At 61.3% G+C, this 16,315-nt stretch carries 14 protein-coding genes; 8 read left to right on the top strand and 6 right to left on the bottom strand.

The genetic code is table 11. The features are described from left to right. The first annotated feature begins 125 nt into the window (after positions 1-125). Positions 126-902, top strand: a complete 777-nt coding sequence (locus tag CUJ84_RS17865) for a metallophosphoesterase family protein (protein ID WP_199788723.1) — start codon at positions 126-128, stop codon at positions 900-902. Between the two features lie 39 nt (positions 903-941). Here CUJ84_RS17865 and CUJ84_RS17860 read toward each other — a convergent pair whose 3' ends face one another. Both CUJ84_RS17860 and CUJ84_RS17855 read right to left on the bottom strand, forming a co-directional pair. Next, on the bottom strand, positions 942-4,130 hold the full coding sequence (locus CUJ84_RS17860; protein WP_105007190.1) for an efflux RND transporter permease subunit: 3,189 nt from the start codon (positions 4,128-4,130) through the stop codon (positions 942-944). Next, on the bottom strand, positions 4,127-5,302 hold the full coding sequence (locus CUJ84_RS17855; protein ID WP_105007189.1) for an efflux RND transporter periplasmic adaptor subunit: 1,176 nt from the start codon (positions 5,300-5,302) through the stop codon (positions 4,127-4,129). Before CUJ84_RS17855 ends, CUJ84_RS17860 begins: the two co-directional genes overlap by 4 nt. 522 nt (positions 5,303-5,824) lie before the next feature. On the opposite strand from CUJ84_RS17855, the gene CUJ84_RS17845 reads away from it, so the two are divergent. From CUJ84_RS17845 to CUJ84_RS17835, 3 genes are read left to right on the top strand one after another with little or no spacing between them, the layout of a single operon-like run. Then, positions 5,825-6,289: a MarR family winged helix-turn-helix transcriptional regulator gene (locus CUJ84_RS17845; protein WP_012758726.1), complete on the top strand. Its 465-nt coding sequence runs from the start codon at positions 5,825-5,827 to the stop codon at positions 6,287-6,289. After that, on the top strand, positions 6,282-7,511 hold the full coding sequence (locus tag CUJ84_RS17840; protein WP_105007188.1) for an HlyD family secretion protein: 1,230 nt from the start codon (positions 6,282-6,284) through the stop codon (positions 7,509-7,511). The genes CUJ84_RS17845 and CUJ84_RS17840 overlap by 8 nt, the downstream gene beginning before the upstream one ends. Next, a complete protein-coding gene (locus CUJ84_RS17835) occupies positions 7,504-9,045 on the top strand; it encodes a DHA2 family efflux MFS transporter permease subunit (protein WP_105007187.1) in 1,542 nt (513 codons plus the stop codon). Before CUJ84_RS17840 ends, CUJ84_RS17835 begins: the two co-directional genes overlap by 8 nt. A 60-nt stretch (positions 9,046-9,105) precedes the next feature. Here the strand turns inward: CUJ84_RS17835 and CUJ84_RS17830 are convergent, their stop codons facing one another. From CUJ84_RS17830 to CUJ84_RS17820, 3 genes are read right to left on the bottom strand one after another with little or no spacing between them, the layout of a single operon-like run. Further along, positions 9,106-9,723, bottom strand: coding sequence for a DNA-3-methyladenine glycosylase (locus CUJ84_RS17830; RefSeq protein ID WP_105007186.1), 618 nt, complete (start codon positions 9,721-9,723; stop codon positions 9,106-9,108). 52 nt (positions 9,724-9,775) lie between these two features. Further along, the gene (locus CUJ84_RS17825; protein ID WP_105007185.1) at positions 9,776-10,090 is read right to left on the bottom strand and encodes a hypothetical protein; all 315 of its coding nucleotides are present in this window, start codon (positions 10,088-10,090) and stop codon (positions 9,776-9,778) included. A gap of 39 nt (positions 10,091-10,129) precedes the next feature. Further along, positions 10,130-11,038 (bottom strand): LysR family transcriptional regulator, encoded by a 909-nt coding sequence (locus CUJ84_RS17820; protein ID WP_105007184.1) that lies wholly within the window; start codon positions 11,036-11,038, stop codon positions 10,130-10,132. Positions 11,039-11,157: 119 nt separating this feature from the next. Here CUJ84_RS17820 and CUJ84_RS17815 point away from each other — a divergent pair, with 119 nt between their 5' ends. Together CUJ84_RS17815 and CUJ84_RS17810 are read left to right on the top strand one after the other, a co-directional pair. Continuing rightward, positions 11,158-11,901: an SDR family oxidoreductase gene (locus tag CUJ84_RS17815; protein WP_105007183.1), complete on the top strand. Its 744-nt coding sequence runs from the start codon at positions 11,158-11,160 to the stop codon at positions 11,899-11,901. Between the two features lie 87 nt (positions 11,902-11,988). Beyond that, positions 11,989-12,891 carry an SDR family oxidoreductase gene (locus CUJ84_RS17810; RefSeq protein ID WP_105007182.1) on the top strand — a complete coding sequence of 301 codons (903 nt, stop codon included), beginning with the start codon at positions 11,989-11,991 and terminating at the stop codon, positions 12,889-12,891. 266 nt (positions 12,892-13,157) lie between these two features. On the opposite strand, the gene CUJ84_RS17805 is transcribed toward CUJ84_RS17810, so the two are convergent. Further along, positions 13,158-14,069: a LysR family transcriptional regulator gene (locus CUJ84_RS17805; protein WP_003561999.1), complete on the bottom strand. Its 912-nt coding sequence runs from the start codon at positions 14,067-14,069 to the stop codon at positions 13,158-13,160. Between the two features lie 163 nt (positions 14,070-14,232). Between CUJ84_RS17805 and CUJ84_RS17800 the strand changes: the two genes are divergently transcribed. Then, positions 14,233-15,045: an alpha/beta hydrolase fold domain-containing protein gene (locus CUJ84_RS17800; RefSeq protein ID WP_105007181.1), complete on the top strand. Its 813-nt coding sequence runs from the start codon at positions 14,233-14,235 to the stop codon at positions 15,043-15,045. Between the two features lie 46 nt (positions 15,046-15,091). Next, entirely contained in the window at positions 15,092-16,282 is a 1,191-nt protein-coding gene (locus tag CUJ84_RS17795) for an efflux RND transporter periplasmic adaptor subunit (RefSeq protein ID WP_105007180.1), read from the top strand. The last annotated feature ends 33 nt before the right edge of the window (positions 16,283-16,315 follow it).

Here is a 16,315-nt window from a genome sequence, read left to right as displayed (position 1 = left end):
GCCCCTCGAATGATAAGGCCGGTTTTTCTACAAAACCCGTGTGCTTTGAATTTTCTTACCAGCTTGATTGCCTTGTCCTTTACTCTACTTACGGTGAAGTGGGGCTTCCTTGATCGAGAAATATGATGAGCGACTCTCGTGCTCGCAACAGCGAGGTTTCGAAAATGGCGCGCCAGCCGAGACCGCGTCTGACGCTAGATATTGCCGCTATCCCAACCTATGCGATCGGCGATATTCACGGTCGGTACGATCTGCTTGTGAAAGCCGAGGCGGCGATCCTGCGCGATGGCGCGCAGTTGCCCGGGCGTAAGCTGATCGTCACGCTCGGCGACTATATCGACCGCGGCCCCGAATCGTCACAGGTCATCGCCCATCTCATGGAGCCACCGCCCGATGGATTCGACCGCATCTGCCTTGCCGGCAATCACGAAATCGCCATGCTCGACTATATCGACGGCTGGATCTCCTATGACGATTGGATGCAGATGGGGTCAGCGGAGCTGCTCAAATCCTATGGCCTCGATCCGGAGCATCTGCCCCTGGTCTTCCCCACCGGCGCGAAGCTCGATGTCTTCATCCGCCAGTCGCTGCCGCGTACGCATATCGATTTCATGCGGGCGATGCCTGTCCTGCTGGAAACCCCAAGCGTGATTTTCGTGCATGCCGGCATCAATCCGAAACTGCCGCTCGACAGGCAGACGGATGAGGATCTGGTCCTCATCCGCCAGCGGTTTCTCGAAAGCCGGGTGCCGTTGCCAAAACTCGTCGTTCACGGCCATACGCCGAACGACAAACCCGATATACGGCCGAGGCGGCTCAATCTCGATACGCGCGCCTATCGCAGCGGCAAACTCACCGTCGCCCGCTTGTGGCAGGGCAAGGTGCATCTGTTTTCGACCTGACCTCTGTGCCCTGTTTCCTCAGAGCCGGGTGGGATCGTCTCAGACGACCCCTTCCTCGACCGGCTCAGTCTTCGCTGGTTCTACAGTGGCCGGCCGCTTGCGGCGCCAGCCGCGCAGCACGACGTAGAAGACCGGCGTCAGGAACAGGCCGAAGATCGTCACGCCGAGCATGCCCGAAAAGACGGCGGTGCCGAGCGACTGGCGCATTTCGGCGCCGGGGCCGGTGGCGATGGCAAGTGGCAGAACACCGAAGATGAAGGCGAATGCCGTCATCAGGATCGGGCGCAGGCGAAGATGGCTCGCCTCGATGGCCGCCTCCACCGGCGACTTGCCCTCGTCTTCCGCCTGCCTGGCGAACTCGACGATCAGGATGGCGTTCTTGGCCGCAAGGCCGATCAGAACGATCAGGCCGATCTGCGTCAGGACATTGTTGTCCATTCCCCTCAGCGAGACCCCGATCAACGCCGCGAGCACCGCAAGCGGGACAATGAGAATGATCGCGAGGGGCAGAACCCAGCTTTCATATTGCGCCGCCAGCGCCAGGAAGACGAAGACGACGGACAGGGCGAAGATGTAGATGGCGGTGTTGCCGGTGTGGGTCTCCTGATAGGCGAGTTCGGTCCATTCGAAGGTCGTCCCCTGCGGCAGGATCTTGGCTGCCAGTGCTTCCATCTTGGCAATGGCATCGCCCGTCGACGTGCCCGGCGTCGGATTGCCCTGAAGCGGCACTGAGACGTACATGTTGTAGCGCTGGACAAGCGCCGGGCCGCTGGCATCCTGGATGTCCATCAAGGTTCCAAGCGGAACCAGCGCCCCGGTCGCCGACCGAACCTTGAGGGCAAGGATGTCTTCCCGGTCCATGCGGTATTGCCGGTCGGCCTGGGCGCGAACCTGGTAGACGCGGCCGAACGCATTGAAATCGTTCACATAGGCGACGCCGAGATTGATAGAAAGGGCATTGAAGATATTGGGGATCGGCACATTGAGGAAACGTGCCTTGTCGCGGTCGATCGCCAGGAAGTATTGTGGGCTTGCATCGGAGAATGTCGTAAAGACGCCGGTCAGCCCCTCGGTCGTTGCCGCCGCACCCATCATTTGCCGGGCGAGGCCGAGGACGCGCGTCATGTCGGCGTTTTCGAGATCGGAGATCTGCATCTTGAAGCCGCCGGAATTACCGACGCCACGCACGGATGGCGGTGGGATGGCAATGATGAAGGCTTCCTGGATGCTTTGCAGCTTTCCGTAAAGCTCGCCGATGATCTTGTTGGCGTTCTCCCCGCCTTCTTCACGTTCGGCAAAGGATTTGAACGGGACGAAGACGACGCCGGCATTTGAGGCATTGGTGAACGTGGCCCCGCTGAAGCCGGCAAATTGCACGGCATTGCCGACGCCGGGCACGGTGCGGGCGATATCGCCCACCTGTTTGACGACGGCATCGGTACGCGCGAGCGACGCGCCGTCGGGTAGCTGTATGACGATGATGGCGTAACCCTGGTCCATGGTCGGGATAAAGCCCGCGGGAACTTTCGTGCCCATATACCAGGTCGCTCCAAGCAGGCAGACGAAGGTGACCATCGCGGCTGTCAAGCCCACCCAACTGCTGACCAGATGCCGAACGGTCCATGAATAGCCGGAGCTCAGCCGATCGAATCCATGATTGAAGCCGTCTGCCAGCCCTCTTCCCAGACGGGATGCGACATTCGTGCGCTTGGTTTCATGGTCATGGGTTTTCAGCAATATGCCTGCGAGGGCGGGCGACAGTGTGAGCGAATTCAAGGCGGAAATTGCAGTGGTGACGGAGATCGTGACTGCGAACTGCCTGTAGAACTGGCCAGAGATGCCTGGAATGAAGGCTGTCGGCACGAACACGGCGATCAGCACCAGCGAGATGGCGACGACGGCGGTTCCAACTTCGTCCATTGTGACATGGGACGCCTGCTTCGGCGTCATGCCGCGTGCCAGATTGCGCTCGACGTTTTCCACCACCACGATCGCGTCATCCACGACGATCCCGATCGCCAGCACGAGACCGAACAGGGTGAGCATGTTGAGCGAGAAGCCGAAGGCGAGCAGAACGGCGAAGGTGCCGATCAGCGATACCGGGATAGCAATGATCGGAATGATTGCGGTTCGCCAGGATTGCAGGAAGACAAGAACGACAATCGCCACCAAGATGGCCGCTTCTGCAATGGTTCTATAGACCTCAGTAATCGAATCCGAGATGAATTCGGTCGTGTCGTAGACGATACGATATTCCAGACCCGGCGGGAAATTCTGGGATATGTCCTTCATGAGCGTCTGGACTTGATGGGCCGTGTCCAGGGCGTTGGTTCCCGGCCGGGCGAAGATGCCGAGAGCAACTGCGGGATCGTTGTTGAGATAACTGTTAGTGACGTAATCCTGTGCGCCGAGTTCTATCCGGGCGACATCCTGCAACTGCACGAGGCGGCCCGATGTCGTCGATTTCACAATGACATATCGGAACTCGCGCACGTCGGAGAAGCGGCCGTCCGTTCGCACCGTATATTCGAAAGCATTCTTGCCGGTAACGGGTGGGGCACCGATCTTGCCGCCTGATACCTGGACGTTCTGATCTCTCAATGCGGAGACGACGTCATCGGATGTCATCCCGTAAGCGGAGAGCTTTTCCGGATCCAGCCAGATTCGCATCGAATACTGGCGCTCGCCAAAGATCTGCACGTCGCCGACGCCGTCAAGGCGCACCAGAACGTCGCGGATGCGGTTGCGGGCGTAGTTCGAGACGTAAAGCTGGTCATAGCGGTGCGACGGCGACAGCAGGTGCACCACCATCATCAGATCCGGTGAGCTTTTGTCGGTGGTCACGCCAAGCCGCTGGACTTCTTCGGGAAGACGGGGAAGGGCGATGGAAACGCGGTTCTGGACGAGCACCTGGACCTTGTCGAGATCAGTGCCGAGCTTGAAGGTGATCGTCAGCGACATGGCGCCGTCGGCGCTGGAGTAAGAAGACATATAAAGCATGTCTTCGACGCCGTTGATCTGTTGTTCGAGCGGCGTCGAAACGGTATCGGCGATCGTCTGCGGGTCGGCACCCGGATAAGAGGTGCGCACGACGATGGTCGGTGGCGCTATCTCGGGATATTGAGATACCGGCAATTGCGTGTAGGCAATGCTGCCGACGACGAGAAGAAGGATCGAGATGACGGCCGCAAAGATCGGCCGGTCCACGAAAAAATGAGCAAATCTCATTGTCCGCTCTCCGCGCCGGCGGTTTCCGGCGGAGCGTCCTGCCGCTCCTGCGGCAGTTCGGTCATCTGAGGCGTGATCTTTGCGCCCGGCCGGGCGCGCATCAGGCCGTTGACGATGATCGTCTCGGTGCCATCAAGGCCCTCGCGTATGACGCGGTAGCCGTAGAGCCGCGGTCCGGGTCTCACCGGCTTGGTCGACACCGTGCCGTCTTCGGCGACGACATAAACGACGCGTTCATTCTGGTCCGAACCGATGGCCTCGTCGGGGACGAGAATGGCCTGGTAGGTGTTGGAGGCTTCGACCTGTATGCGACCGAAGAGGCCGGGCTGAAGGACGAGATCAGGATTGGGGAAGCGGGCACGGAGACGAATGGTGCCACTCTCATTGTCGACCCGGTTCTCGGCGAAATCGAGCTTTCCCTTGAACGGTTTGGCACTGGGATCCGAGATCGTGACCGACACATCCAGTCCGCCACCGCCCTGCTGCAGATCCTTGCCCAGTTTGCGCGCCGTGTCGGCGAAATTCAGCAGGCGGCGCTCATCGACGTCGAAATAGAAATCGATCGGATCGAGCGAAACGATGGTCGTCAGCACAGTTTGATCGGTCTGCACGAGGTTGCCGGCCGAGATCAGCCGGCGGTCGATGCGACCGCTGAGCGGCGCCTTGATCTCGGTATATTCCATGTCGAGAGAGGCGCGGTCGGCTGCAGCCTGTGCGCCGCGGACATTGGCCTCGGCCGAATCGAATTCGCGGCGGCGATCATCCAGCGTCTGGGCCGACTGGCTGCCGCTCGAAGTCAGCGATTGCGTGCGCTTATACTGCGCATCGGCAAAGACAAGGGCGGATTGCGCCGATTCGAGTGTGGCCTTTGCCTGATTGAGGGCGGTTACGAACGGTCGCTGATCGATGACGAAGAGCAGATCGCCCTGCTTGACCAATGCGCCGTCCTGGAAATGGATTTCCTGCAGGTAACCACCGACGCGCGAGCGAACGGAGACTTCGTCGACCGGCTCGAAACGGCCGATGAACTCGTCGCTGTCGACGACATCGCGAACGACCGGCTTGGCGACGGTGACGGGTGGGGGCGGTGGGGCGCTCTGGGCCAGCGCGGGGAGAGGCATGAATGCGGCAATACAGCCAAGCACCATCATCTGTCGAAGCGCGTAAGTCATACCGGTCCTCCAATCTCGACGGCCGATTCACTGCCGCCAACCTCAAGATGAAGTGATGCTGTTCATGTCTTGCTGCTTTGAACGAGGGCCTCTGCCCCCATGATTCCCCCGGCGTTCAATCCCTTGGAAAAGGAAGGCCGGCACGCAATGCACATCAGAAAAATCGTAACCCTATGGAATTGGACTATAAACGGCAGCGGCGAAAAATTGCAAACGCCAATTGGTAACGATTCCGGAATCCATCAAAACGTTACCGGGGGCATCAGCTCTCGACGATCTCGTCTCCGCCGGGTGGGAGAGCGGCGAGTTCGGCCCCGTCGAGCCCCTGTTCCAGAATATGAAAGACATCATCGTCGATCTCGTCGGTGCGAGAGAAAGGGAGGAACCGCAGATATGCTTGACCCGGTCTGCGGCATTTTGGCCGTTGCCGTTGAATCTGCCATCCATGCCCTTGTGCGGCGCGCATGCTCAATATATCTACCGATATTATAAGTATGCTTATAAATAACGACGCAGGTTTTCATGAACGCCACTCCGACCCTCGGTTTCCTTCTCCACGACGTCGCACGGCTGCTGCGCAAGCGGTTCGAGCAGCGCGCGAAGTGCCTTGGGCTGACCCGGTCGCAATGGCAGACGCTTGCCTATCTCTCGAATAACGAAGGCATCCATCAAGGCGGCCTTGCCGAAATCCTGGAAGTCGAGCCGATCACGCTGGTGCGCATTCTCGACAAGCTCGCCGAGCGCGGGCTGATCGAGCGCCGCCAGCACCCGACCGACCGGCGCATCTGGCTGCTCTATATGCGCGACGAGGCGCACCCGTTGCTCGCCGAAATGCGCGAGCTCGGCGACACCACCCGCGCAGAAGCGTTGCAAGGCGTCTCGGCCGAGCAGCGCGAGCTGCTTTTCCACATCCTATCCGTAATGAAGACGAACCTGGTTCAGGCATGCCGGAGCCCGGTTGACGAGAATGAGACGAACGATGGCTGATCAATCCCCCCTCCGCGTCGTTGCCGACGCCAATGCCAAGACCAAGACTCCTGTCGAAGAAAACCAAGCGAAACAGCAGGAAACGGTAGCCGAAGCGCCTTCATCCAATTCAGCGCCGGCTGCCGCCGTGGCTGCGCCTGGCGGCAACAAGGTCCGCCGCCGGCGCAGTCTCACGCGGCCGATCCTGTTTGCGCTGCTGCCGGTGGCGCTCGTCGTCGGCGGTTATTATTACGTCAATGGCGGCCAGGTGATGTCGACCGACAACGCCTATATCCAGGCCGACATGGTCGGGCTTACCACCGATGTCTCGGGTATCGTCGACCAGATCAACGTCCATGAGAACGAGGCGGTCAAGGCGGGACAGGTGCTCTTCAGCCTGCGGTCGGATTCTTTCAAGATCGCGCTCGATGGCGCCAAGGCGCAGCTCGGCGCGCAGCGCAACCAGATCATGAATCTCAAGGCCAGCTATCAGCAGTCGCTTGCCGAGATCACGCAGGCGCAAGCCGATCTGCCCTATTATCAGGATCAGTTTGACCGGCAGCAGAACCTCGTCAACAACGGCAGCGCGACGCAGTCTGCCTATGACGAAGCCAAGCACAATCTGGAAGCCGCGCAGCAGAAGGTTGCCGTCGCCAAGGCGGAAGCCGCAACGACACTCGCCCAGCTCGGCGGCAATGCCGACCAGCCGGTCGAGGAAAACCCGCTCTACCTGCAGGCCAAGTCGCAGGTCGACAGTGCCCAGCGCGAACTCGACCACAGTGTCGTCAAGGCACCGTTCGACGGCATCGTCACCAATGTCAACGCGCTGCAGGTGGGCTCCTACCTGCAGGCTTCGCAACAGGCCTTCTCGCTTGTTGCCTCTGACCATCTGTGGATCGCCGCCAGCCCGAAGGAAACCGAGCTTACCTATGTCAAGCCCGGCCAGACGGCCGATATCTATGTCGACACCTATCCCGGCGTGACATGGAAGGGCAAGGTCGAGAGCATCAGCCCGGCCTCCGGCTCCAGCTTCTCGCTGCTCCCGGCGCAGAACACTACGGGCAACTGGGTGAAGGTCGTCCAGCGCATTCCGATGCGCGTCAGCATCGAGGACACCGACGGCAAGCCGCCGCTGCGCGTCGGCATGAGCACGGTGGTCGATGTCGAGACCGGCCATGCCCGCGGCCTGCCTGATTTCGTCAACAAGCTTCTGGGCCGGCCTCAGGGCAAGGATCATGAGTAACGCTCCCGCTTCTCCGGCGACGCCGATTGCCAATCGCGGTGCGATCACGGCCTGCGTCATTCTCGCCGTCATCATGCAGGCGCTGGACACGACGATCGCCAACGTGGCGCTGCCCTATATCCAGGGCAGCGTGTCGGCCTCCGCCGACCAGATCAACTGGGTGCTGACCTCCTATATCGTCGCAGCAGCCATCATGACGCCGCCGTCGGGCTTTCTTGCCGCCAAGTTCGGCCGCAAACGCGTGCTGCTCGTCGCCATTGCCGGCTTCGTGGCGGCCTCCGTTCTCTGTGGCCTGGCGCAATCGCTGAACCAGATCGTCGCCTTCCGTCTCCTGCAGGGCCTGTTTGGGGCATCGCTGGTGCCGCTTTCCCAGGGCATCCTCCTCGACATCTATACCGTCGAGGAGCGCGGCTCGGCGATGGCCCTTTTCGGCGTCTCGGTCATGGTCGGGCCGGTGCTTGGGTCTGTCATCGGCGGCTGGCTGACCGACAATATCAGCTGGCGCTGGGTGTTTTATATCAACGTGCCGATCGGCGCGCTGGCCTTCATGGGCATTGTCGTCTTCGTCACCGAGACCAAGAGGGATCTGCGCGCCAAACTGGACTGGTTCGGCTTCGGGATGATGAGCCTCGGCATCGCCGCGCTGCAGCTCTTCCTCGACCGCGGCGAGCAGCTCGACTGGTTCTCTTCCGGTGAGATCATGCTCGAGGCGTTGATCTGCGCCTCAGCCTTCTATCTGCTGATCGTGCATACGCTGACGGCGGAGAAATCCTTCGTGAACCCGAAGCTGTTCCTCGATCAAAACTTCTCGATCAGCATGATCTTCATCTTCGTGGTCGGCATTACCTATCTCGCCTCACTGGCGCTGATGACGCCCTATCTGCAGACTCTCATGGGCTATCCCGTCATCACAGCCGGCATCGTCATGGGGCCGCGCGGGCTCGGCACCATGCTCTGCATGTTCATCGTCGGGCGGCTGGTCGGCAAAGTTGATACGCGCGCATTGCTGGCGCTCGGTTTGGGGCTCACCGCATGGGCGATGTACGACATGACCGGCTGGACACCCGACGTCTCGCAATGGACGATCGTCTCGGTCGGCTTCATCCAGGGCGCCGGTCTCGGCTTTCTGTTCGTGCCGCTGACGACGATCGCTTTTTCCACGCTGCCCGCCCATATGCGCGGCGACGGCACCGGTCTTTACAACTTGTCGCGAAACATCGGCTCGGCGGTCGGCATCTCGATCGTCTCGGCGCTGATCGTCGAGAACACGCAGAGCAATCATGAATCGATCGCCGCCTATGTGACGCCGTTCAACCACGGCTTCAATGCGGTGGCGGCGCAGGGGCTCAGCCCGGTGACGGCGGCCGGCCGCGCTTCGCTCAACGAGATCATCACGCTGCAATCGACGATCATTGCCTATATGGATGATTTCAAGCTGTTGATGCTGATGTCGCTTGGGGTCATCCCGCTGGTGCTATTGCTGCGCAAGCCGAAGGCAGCACCTGCCGTCGACCACAGCGCGGTGATGGAATGAACTCCAGGCGTCGCCGCAGTTCCGGATGGAAAGCCGCGTCGCACTTTTCGGCATCATGCTCTAGCGGAACGGCTTGCTGAGATAACGCGATCCCTGAATGCCGAAGCGCCATGGAGCTTCGGCATTTTTCGTGATGCCGATGCGTTTTCCCGAGACGATCGGCACCGGTGCGGACGGCGCGATCGCATAGGGCGGGTGATCGAGCAGCCTGTCATTGATCGCAATATCGATGCCGAGCGCCTGGCAGAGCTTGCCGGGGCCGCTGCAGAGCGACGTCAGCATATCGGTGCCGCGCCGCTCCATCATCACAGAGATTCCCGTTTCCGGCTCCAGGGCGCGGATGAGTGCAGCCGAACCCGGATGACAGACGAAATTCAGGCACCAGTACATGCCGTAGATGCGGTAGATATAGACATTGCCCGGCTTGCCATACATGGCGCCGTTGCGCTTGGTCGGGCCGCGGAAGCTGTGCGAGGCCTCGTCATCGGGGAAATAGGCTTCGGTCTCGGTGATGCGTCCGCCGACGCCATCCACGGTCAGATGGCAACCGAGCAGGTCGCGAGAGACGGTGATCGCATCGCGCTCGAAAAATTTCCTGAGGCTTTCGCCCGTAAGGGTGCCGGCGCCGACCGCACCTGATATCGTTCCACCATCGGTCATATCAGACGCAGATAACATTCACCGCGCTTATCGTCATCCCAAAACCGTTTCATGCGTTTGCGCGACGGGATCAGCGGCCGGCGTTCGGATCGCGCATCGGAATCGAGGGTGATGTGACCGAGACCGGGTCGCTCGCCGGGAAGGAGTCTTCCAGACCCTCCTCCAGCTCTTCCTCGAGCAAAGCGGGGTCCTTGCTGCGCGCGCCGTCGCCATGGGCAGGTTCGATCGCTGCGGCAAGCAGGGACTTGGCACGCAAGACGGCATTTTCCGACGTCAGCTCAGGCGTGCTGCGCAACGTCACGGCAATGCTGTCTTCGCCTTCGCCGCCGAATTCGACGACGAAGCCGTCTTCCGTCTGGTAGACGGTGATATCGTTGAGTGCCATGGCCGTTCTCCGTGGGCGCTCATATTAGCAAGGCGCATTTTAGTGAAGCGCGTTTTCGGAATTTTGTCGAGCGAAGACCTTCACCAGCCAGTCGATGAAGACGCGCACGCGCGGCGAAAGCTGGCGGTTACGGGGGTAGAGCAGGGAAACCGGCGTCGGGGTCAGCGGAAAATCCTTGAGCACATGGACCAGCGTACCCTCGGCAAGGTCCTTTTCGGCGTGATAGCGCGGGATCTGGATCATGCCGAGGCCCATCCTCGCCGCTGAAATATAGCTTTCGGCGGCGTTGACCGCGACGGTGGCGGGAATGGTGATGTCATGCACCGTGCCGTCGACGATGAATTCGAGCGGCAGCAGACTGCCGGTGCTGCTGGAGCGGAAGCCGACCATGCGATGGCCGTCAAGCCGGTCGGGGTGGTGCGGCAGGCGGTGGCGGGTGATATAGGCAGGGGAGGCGAGTGTCACCTCGTCGAGCATGGCGACGCGCCGGGCGACCATGTCGCTGTCTTGCGGCGTGCCGACGCGCAGCACGCAATCGATGCCTTCGCGCACAAGATCGACCAGCCGGTCGCCCTCGCTCATGTAGAATTCGATCTCGGGATAGGTCTCTAGAAAGGACGGCAGGCTCGGCAGCACGAAATGGCGGGCAAGCGTGCCGTGCACATCGACGCGCAGCAGGCCCTTCGGCTTGGCGCCGGCGAAAGCGCCTTCGGCATCCTCGATATCGGCAAGGATCGACAGGCAGCGCTGGTAATAGGCTTCGCCGTCGAGCGTCGGGCTGACATGACGTGTCGTGCGCTGGAGCAGGCGCACGCCGAGGCGGGCTTCGAGCTGCTTTATCGCATCGGTGACGGTCGAGCGCGGCAGGCCAGTGTCCTCGGCGGCAAGCGTGAAGCTGCGGCGTTCCACGACACGGCAAAACACGCGCATGGCATCAAATCTGTCCATCTGTTTGTTCGTTTTTCCCGGATAGTGATGCCGAAGAATGCATGATTATCCGCAGAATGAACAGGTGCATCTTCTCCTCATCGAAAACGCGCTGCGGCGCAGGATGAGGGAGAAGGACAATGGCTTCCCAAGAAAACGGTAAGGTGGCACTGGTCACCGGCGCTTCCCGCGGCATTGGAGCGGCAGTCGCCCGACGCCTCGCCGAGGACGGTTTCACCGTCGTCATCAACTATTCCGGCAATGCCGCTCCGGCCGAGGAATTGGCCCAGGAGATCGAGCAGGCCGGCGGCAAGGCGCTGACGGCGAAAGCCGATGTCAGCGACGCCGAAGCCGTCCGCCGCATGTTCGATGCTGCGGAAACCGCTTTCGGCGGCGTCGATGTGCTTATCAACAATGCCGGCATCATGATGCTCTCTTCGCTTGCCGAGGCCGATGACGCCAATTTCGATCGGCAGATCGGCGTCAATCTGAAGGGCACCTTCAATACGTTGCGCGAGGCAGCCAAGCGTCTGCGTGACGGTGGCCGGGTCATCAATTTCTCGACCTCCGTCGTCGGCCTGAAGCTCGAAACCTATGGCGTCTACGCCGCTACCAAAGCCGCGGTCGAAACGCTGACGGCGATCATGGCCAAGGAGATGCGCGGTCGGGGTATCACCGTCAACGCCATCGCGCCCGGTCCCGTCGCCACAGACCTCTTCCTCAACGGCAAGTCGGACGAACTCGTCGCCCGCATGGCGAAGATGAACCCGCTGGAGCGTCTCGGCACACCGGAAGACATCGCTTCTGCGGTTGCCTTCCTCGCCGGTCCTGATGGTGGCTGGATCAACGGCCAGACGCTGCGCGCCAATGGCGGCGTGATCTGACGAAAGACCGGCGGCGGTCTCCAGGCTGCCGCCAACTCAAAGTTTCCACTTCAAGCAACCCCAATCGAACCCAGAAGGAATAGGATCATGAGCAAGCAAGTCATCGTCATAACAGGCGCTTCCAGCGGTTTCGGCGCTCTTACCGCCCGCGCCCTCGCCAAGGCCGGCCATACCGTCTATGCCGGGATGCGTGCCACGGAAGGCCGCAACGTTCCCGCCGTCGCCGATGCGGCTGAATTCGCCAGGGAAAACAACGTCGATCTGCGCTCGGTCGAACTCGATGTCGCCTCCGACGCTTCGGTTGTATCAGGTATCGCCAGGATTACCGCCGATGCGGGCCGCCTCGATGTCATCATCCACAATGCCGGCCATATGTCCTTCGGCCCGGCCGAAGCCTTCACGCCGGAACAGTTCGCCGAGCTCTTCGACATCAACGTGCTCTCCACCCAGCGCGTCAACCGCGCGGCACTTCCGTATCTCCGCCGGCAGGGCAGGGGCCTGGTGGTCTGGGTGTCGTCGTCGAGCAGCCGCGGCGGCACGCCTCCCTATCTCTCGCCCTATTTCGCCGCCAAGGCGGCGATGGATTCACTTGCCGTCTCCTATGCCGGCGAGCTTACCCGCTGGGGCATCGAGACCTCGATCATCGTGCCCGGCGCCTTCACCAAGGGCACCAACCATTTCGCCCATTCCGGCTCGCCTCTCGATACCGCCCGCGCCGCCGAATATAATGAAGGACCCTACAAGGGCGTGCCGGACCAGGCGCTGCAGGGCCTGGCAGCACTCGAACCTGCCGACGCCGATGCCGGCGCGGTAGCCGTCGCCATCGTCGATGTGGTCGGCAAGCCATTCAGTACGAGACCGTTCCGCGTCCATATCGATCCATCCGAGGATGGCGCGGAGATCGTCAACGGCGTCGCCGACCGTGTCCGGGCAGAATTGTTCCGCCGCATCGGCCTCGAGGACTTGCTGAAGCCGGTCATCGGGAATTGAAACCCGGCCCGTCACCGCGCGCGGGACCATGGGCGCCAAGCCGTCATCGCAATTATGTGAACGTGATTGCGGAATTTTTCCTTACAATCCTGTGGGGAGTGCGTATATCTGTTTTATCGCGAGAGAGTGGAATTCCCTGCCGTTCTCTTCCGACCTCCAAAGCCTGCCGCGCCCTTTCCACGGTGCGACAGACTTGATGTTCAAAGTTGTACATTGCGGCCCGTCGAAGGTTTCCCCTGCCTTCCGGGCCGTATTTGTCTTGGCGCTCAGACGTCGTTCAATCTCGCCTCGACCAGAAGCTTCACCAGCCAGTCGACGAAGACACGGACCTTGTTGCTGAGATGGCGGTTCGGGGGGTAGACGACGTAAAGCGGCAGCGGATCGCGACGCCAATCCGGCAGCACGCGGACGAGTTCGCCCCTTGCCATCGGCTCGCGCGCCATGAAGATCGGCACCTGCGCAATGCCGAGACCCGTCAGCGCAGCCGTCAGATAGGTGCGGCTATCGTTGACCGAGGCGATGTAACGCGGACTGGTCTCGATCACCTCGTTGTGCCGGCGAAATTCGAAGGGCAGCGTCCGGTTGTTCTGGGCGCGGAAATAGTTGACGGAGTAATGATCCGCCTCCAGATCCTCCGGCCGCTCGGGCATGCCGAATTTCTGGATGTAGCTCGGCGAAGCACAGGTGATCATCTCGACTTCGGAGACGCGCCGCGCAATCAGCGACTGGTCGGCCGGGGTGCCGGCCCGTAGCGCGCAATCGACATTTTCCGCAAGATAATCGACCGTGCGGTCGCCGACACCGAGGTCGATACGGATATCGGGATAACGCTGGTAGAAATCGCAAAGAGCCGGAACGACGATCCAATCGGCGAAAGCGCCGGCCATCTCGACACGCAGCCGCCCGCTCGGCAGGCTCTGCGAATTGGAGAGGCTGCCATCGAGTTCTTCCAGTTCCGAAATAATCTGGGCGGCGCGTTCGTAATAAAGCGCACCGTCCGTGGTCACCATCACCCGGCGCGTGGTACGGTTCAAAAGCTTGGTGCGTAAATGCGCCTCCAGACCCTGGATGAGATTGGTCACCGTCGCCTTGGGCATGGCGAGCATGTCGGCGGCGCGGGTGAAATTGCCCGTCTCCACGACGCGAATGAAGACGCGCATTGCCGAGAGCTGATCCATCGGTTTCAAATCCGCAGTTTGCGTTGCACCATTGTTCGAGATCTGGAACAGTGTTATCGCGATATAGCTTCTTATTCCTTGGTTGGAATAACAATATCTTTTTTGTACAAAATGCAAGCGGCAGGCGTTGTCTGCTTGTCGCCGGCGCAAAAGAGACCGAAGCATGACGGTGGAATGGAAAGATATGATGCTGGATAAGGTGGCCATCGGCCCCGTTTCCGCACGCATCTACCAGGGCGCCGATTACGGCAAGGGTCCGCCGATCGTGCTTTACCTGCATGGCGGTGCATTTCTGGACAGCGACAAGAACGTCGACCGGCCGGTAGCGATGAGCCTCGCCAAGGCCGGCGCCATCGTCGTTGCCGCCGATTACAGCAGCCTTTCCGGCAATCTCTTTCCGAAGGCGCTGGAAGTTTCCTTCTCCGTCTTCACTTATCTCGCCAACAAACGCGCCGGTCTCGGCGACCGCAAGTCGCTGCTCTTTGTTGCCGGCGAAGAGGCGGGCGGCAATGTCGCCGCCGGCGTGGCGCTGAAGGCGCGCGACCAGATGCCGGACGCACTCGACGGCCAGGTCCTGATTTCGCCGCTGCTCGATCCCTTCATGGGCACGTCCTCGATCCGCAAGGCCGAAGCCATCGGTATGCGCCAACGCTGGACGGAGGGCTGGAGCCACTATCTGAGCGGCGGCGGTTGCCACCCTTATGCGGCGCCTTGCCTCTGTTCTCGTATTTCGGGTGTCGCGCCGGCGTTGATATTCACCGCGGAGGATGATCCTCTGCACGACGAGACAATTGGTTACGGTGCCCGCCTGAAACAGGCCGGCGTCGGTGTGCGTCAGCATGTCCTTCCCGCCGGGACGGGCTGGCCCTCGATTTATGGTGGGAAATCCGACGGAGCACCCGACTGGCAGGAAAACGTCAGCCGCCATTTCGGAAGCTTCCTTCGGGACGTAAGCGTTCAACCGCAATTGCATTGAAGAAGACCTGATATTTCGGCGGCCTTGAGCCGCAAGGAGAGTACCGATGACGTCCAGAAAGAAGCGCTGGGCCCTGGTGGGCGCCGGCATAGGCCTTGTTGCGTCCGTTTCAGGCGCCGCATTGTTTTTTGAATTGCCGATGAGCACGACCGCCACGGCCGCTTCCGCCCCTGCACAGGCTCCCGCTGTGCCGGTGACGGTTGCCGTCGTTGCGGCGCACGATGTGACGGCCTGGGAGAATTTCTCCGGCCGTCTGGAAGCCGTCGATCGTGTGCAGGTGCGTTCCCGTGTTGCCGGCGCCATCCTGTCGGTGGCTTTCCGTGAAGGGGCGCTGGTCAAGCAGGGCGACCTGCTCTTCACCATCGACCCGGCCCCCTACCAGGCGAGCGTGGCGCAGGCGGAAGGCCAGGTCGCTTCGGCCGAAGCCAAGGTCAGCCTGGCGCAGACTGAACTCGACCGCGGCCGCAGGCTTTCCGACAACCGCACCATCTCCCAGAGCGATCTCGATCAGCGCCAGAGTTCGCTGGCCGAGGCTCAGGCGGGGCTGCGTTCGGCGCAGGCCGCACTGCAGTCGGCCCAGCTCGATCTCGATTATACGCAGGTGCGGGCTCCGGTTTCCGGCCGCATCGGCAAGATCGAGGTGACCGCCGGTAATCTCGTCGCGGCCGGTTCGACCTCGCCGGCGCTGACGACGCTCGTTTCCGTCGATCCGATCTATGCGAGCTTCAATGCCAGCGAAGAGATGGTGACGCGCGCGCTTGCCCAGCTTCCGCAGACGGACAGCGCCCTGCCTGCCGTCGAGCAGATCCCGGTCGAGGTCGGCACGCTGACCGACAGCGGCACGCCGATCAAGGGCAAGCTGCAGCTGATCGACAACGAGGTCGATGCATCAAGCGGCACGATCGGCGTGCGCGCCGTCTTCGATAATCCGGGCGGGCGTCTCATCCCCGGCCAGTTCGTGCGGGTGCGCATGGGCCAGCCGAAGGCCGAGAACAAGATCGTCATCAGCGACCGTGCCGTCGGCACCGACCAGGACAAGAAGTTCGTCTTTGTCGTCGATGGAGAGAACAAGGTCGCCTATCGGCAGGTCCAGCTCGGCACGCTGGCTGACGGCCAGCGGGTTGTCGAAAGCGGCCTGAACGTCGGTGAGAAGATCGTCGTCAACGGTCTGCAGCGCATCCGTCCTGGTGCAGTCGTCGCACCTCAGATGGAAGAAAAGGTCGCGACCGCGCAGTAGGACTTCGCCTTCCCCTCCGGGGGAAGGCCGATA

The sequence above is a fragment of the Rhizobium leguminosarum genome (genome assembly GCF_002953715.1).
GTDB lineage: Bacteria > Pseudomonadota > Alphaproteobacteria > Rhizobiales > Rhizobiaceae > Rhizobium > Rhizobium leguminosarum_V.
The sequence above is the reverse complement of the archived record's forward strand: the minus strand, read 5'-3'. Positions and strand labels throughout refer to the sequence as shown.

Coding starts and splice junctions, on each gene's coding strand:
- CUJ84_RS17865 (WP_199788723.1), top strand. CDS start 126: ATGAGCGACTCTCGTGCTCGCAACAGCGAGGTTTCGAAAATGGCGCGC.
- CUJ84_RS17860 (WP_105007190.1), bottom strand. CDS start 4,130: ATGAGATTTGCTCATTTTTTCGTGGACCGGCCGATCTTTGCGGCCGTC.
- CUJ84_RS17855 (WP_105007189.1), bottom strand. CDS start 5,302: ATGACTTACGCGCTTCGACAGATGATGGTGCTTGGCTGTATTGCCGCA.
- CUJ84_RS17845 (WP_012758726.1), top strand. CDS start 5,825: ATGAACGCCACTCCGACCCTCGGTTTCCTTCTCCACGACGTCGCACGG.
- CUJ84_RS17840 (WP_105007188.1), top strand. CDS start 6,282: ATGGCTGATCAATCCCCCCTCCGCGTCGTTGCCGACGCCAATGCCAAG.
- CUJ84_RS17835 (WP_105007187.1), top strand. CDS start 7,504: ATGAGTAACGCTCCCGCTTCTCCGGCGACGCCGATTGCCAATCGCGGT.
- CUJ84_RS17830 (WP_105007186.1), bottom strand. CDS start 9,723: ATGTTATCTGCGTCTGATATGACCGATGGTGGAACGATATCAGGTGCG.
- CUJ84_RS17825 (WP_105007185.1), bottom strand. CDS start 10,090: ATGGCACTCAACGATATCACCGTCTACCAGACGGAAGACGGCTTCGTC.
- CUJ84_RS17820 (WP_105007184.1), bottom strand. CDS start 11,038: ATGGACAGATTTGATGCCATGCGCGTGTTTTGCCGTGTCGTGGAACGC.
- CUJ84_RS17815 (WP_105007183.1), top strand. CDS start 11,158: ATGGCTTCCCAAGAAAACGGTAAGGTGGCACTGGTCACCGGCGCTTCC.
- CUJ84_RS17810 (WP_105007182.1), top strand. CDS start 11,989: ATGAGCAAGCAAGTCATCGTCATAACAGGCGCTTCCAGCGGTTTCGGC.
- CUJ84_RS17805 (WP_003561999.1), bottom strand. CDS start 14,069: ATGGATCAGCTCTCGGCAATGCGCGTCTTCATTCGCGTCGTGGAGACG.
- CUJ84_RS17800 (WP_105007181.1), top strand. CDS start 14,233: ATGACGGTGGAATGGAAAGATATGATGCTGGATAAGGTGGCCATCGGC.
- CUJ84_RS17795 (WP_105007180.1), top strand. CDS start 15,092: ATGACGTCCAGAAAGAAGCGCTGGGCCCTGGTGGGCGCCGGCATAGGC.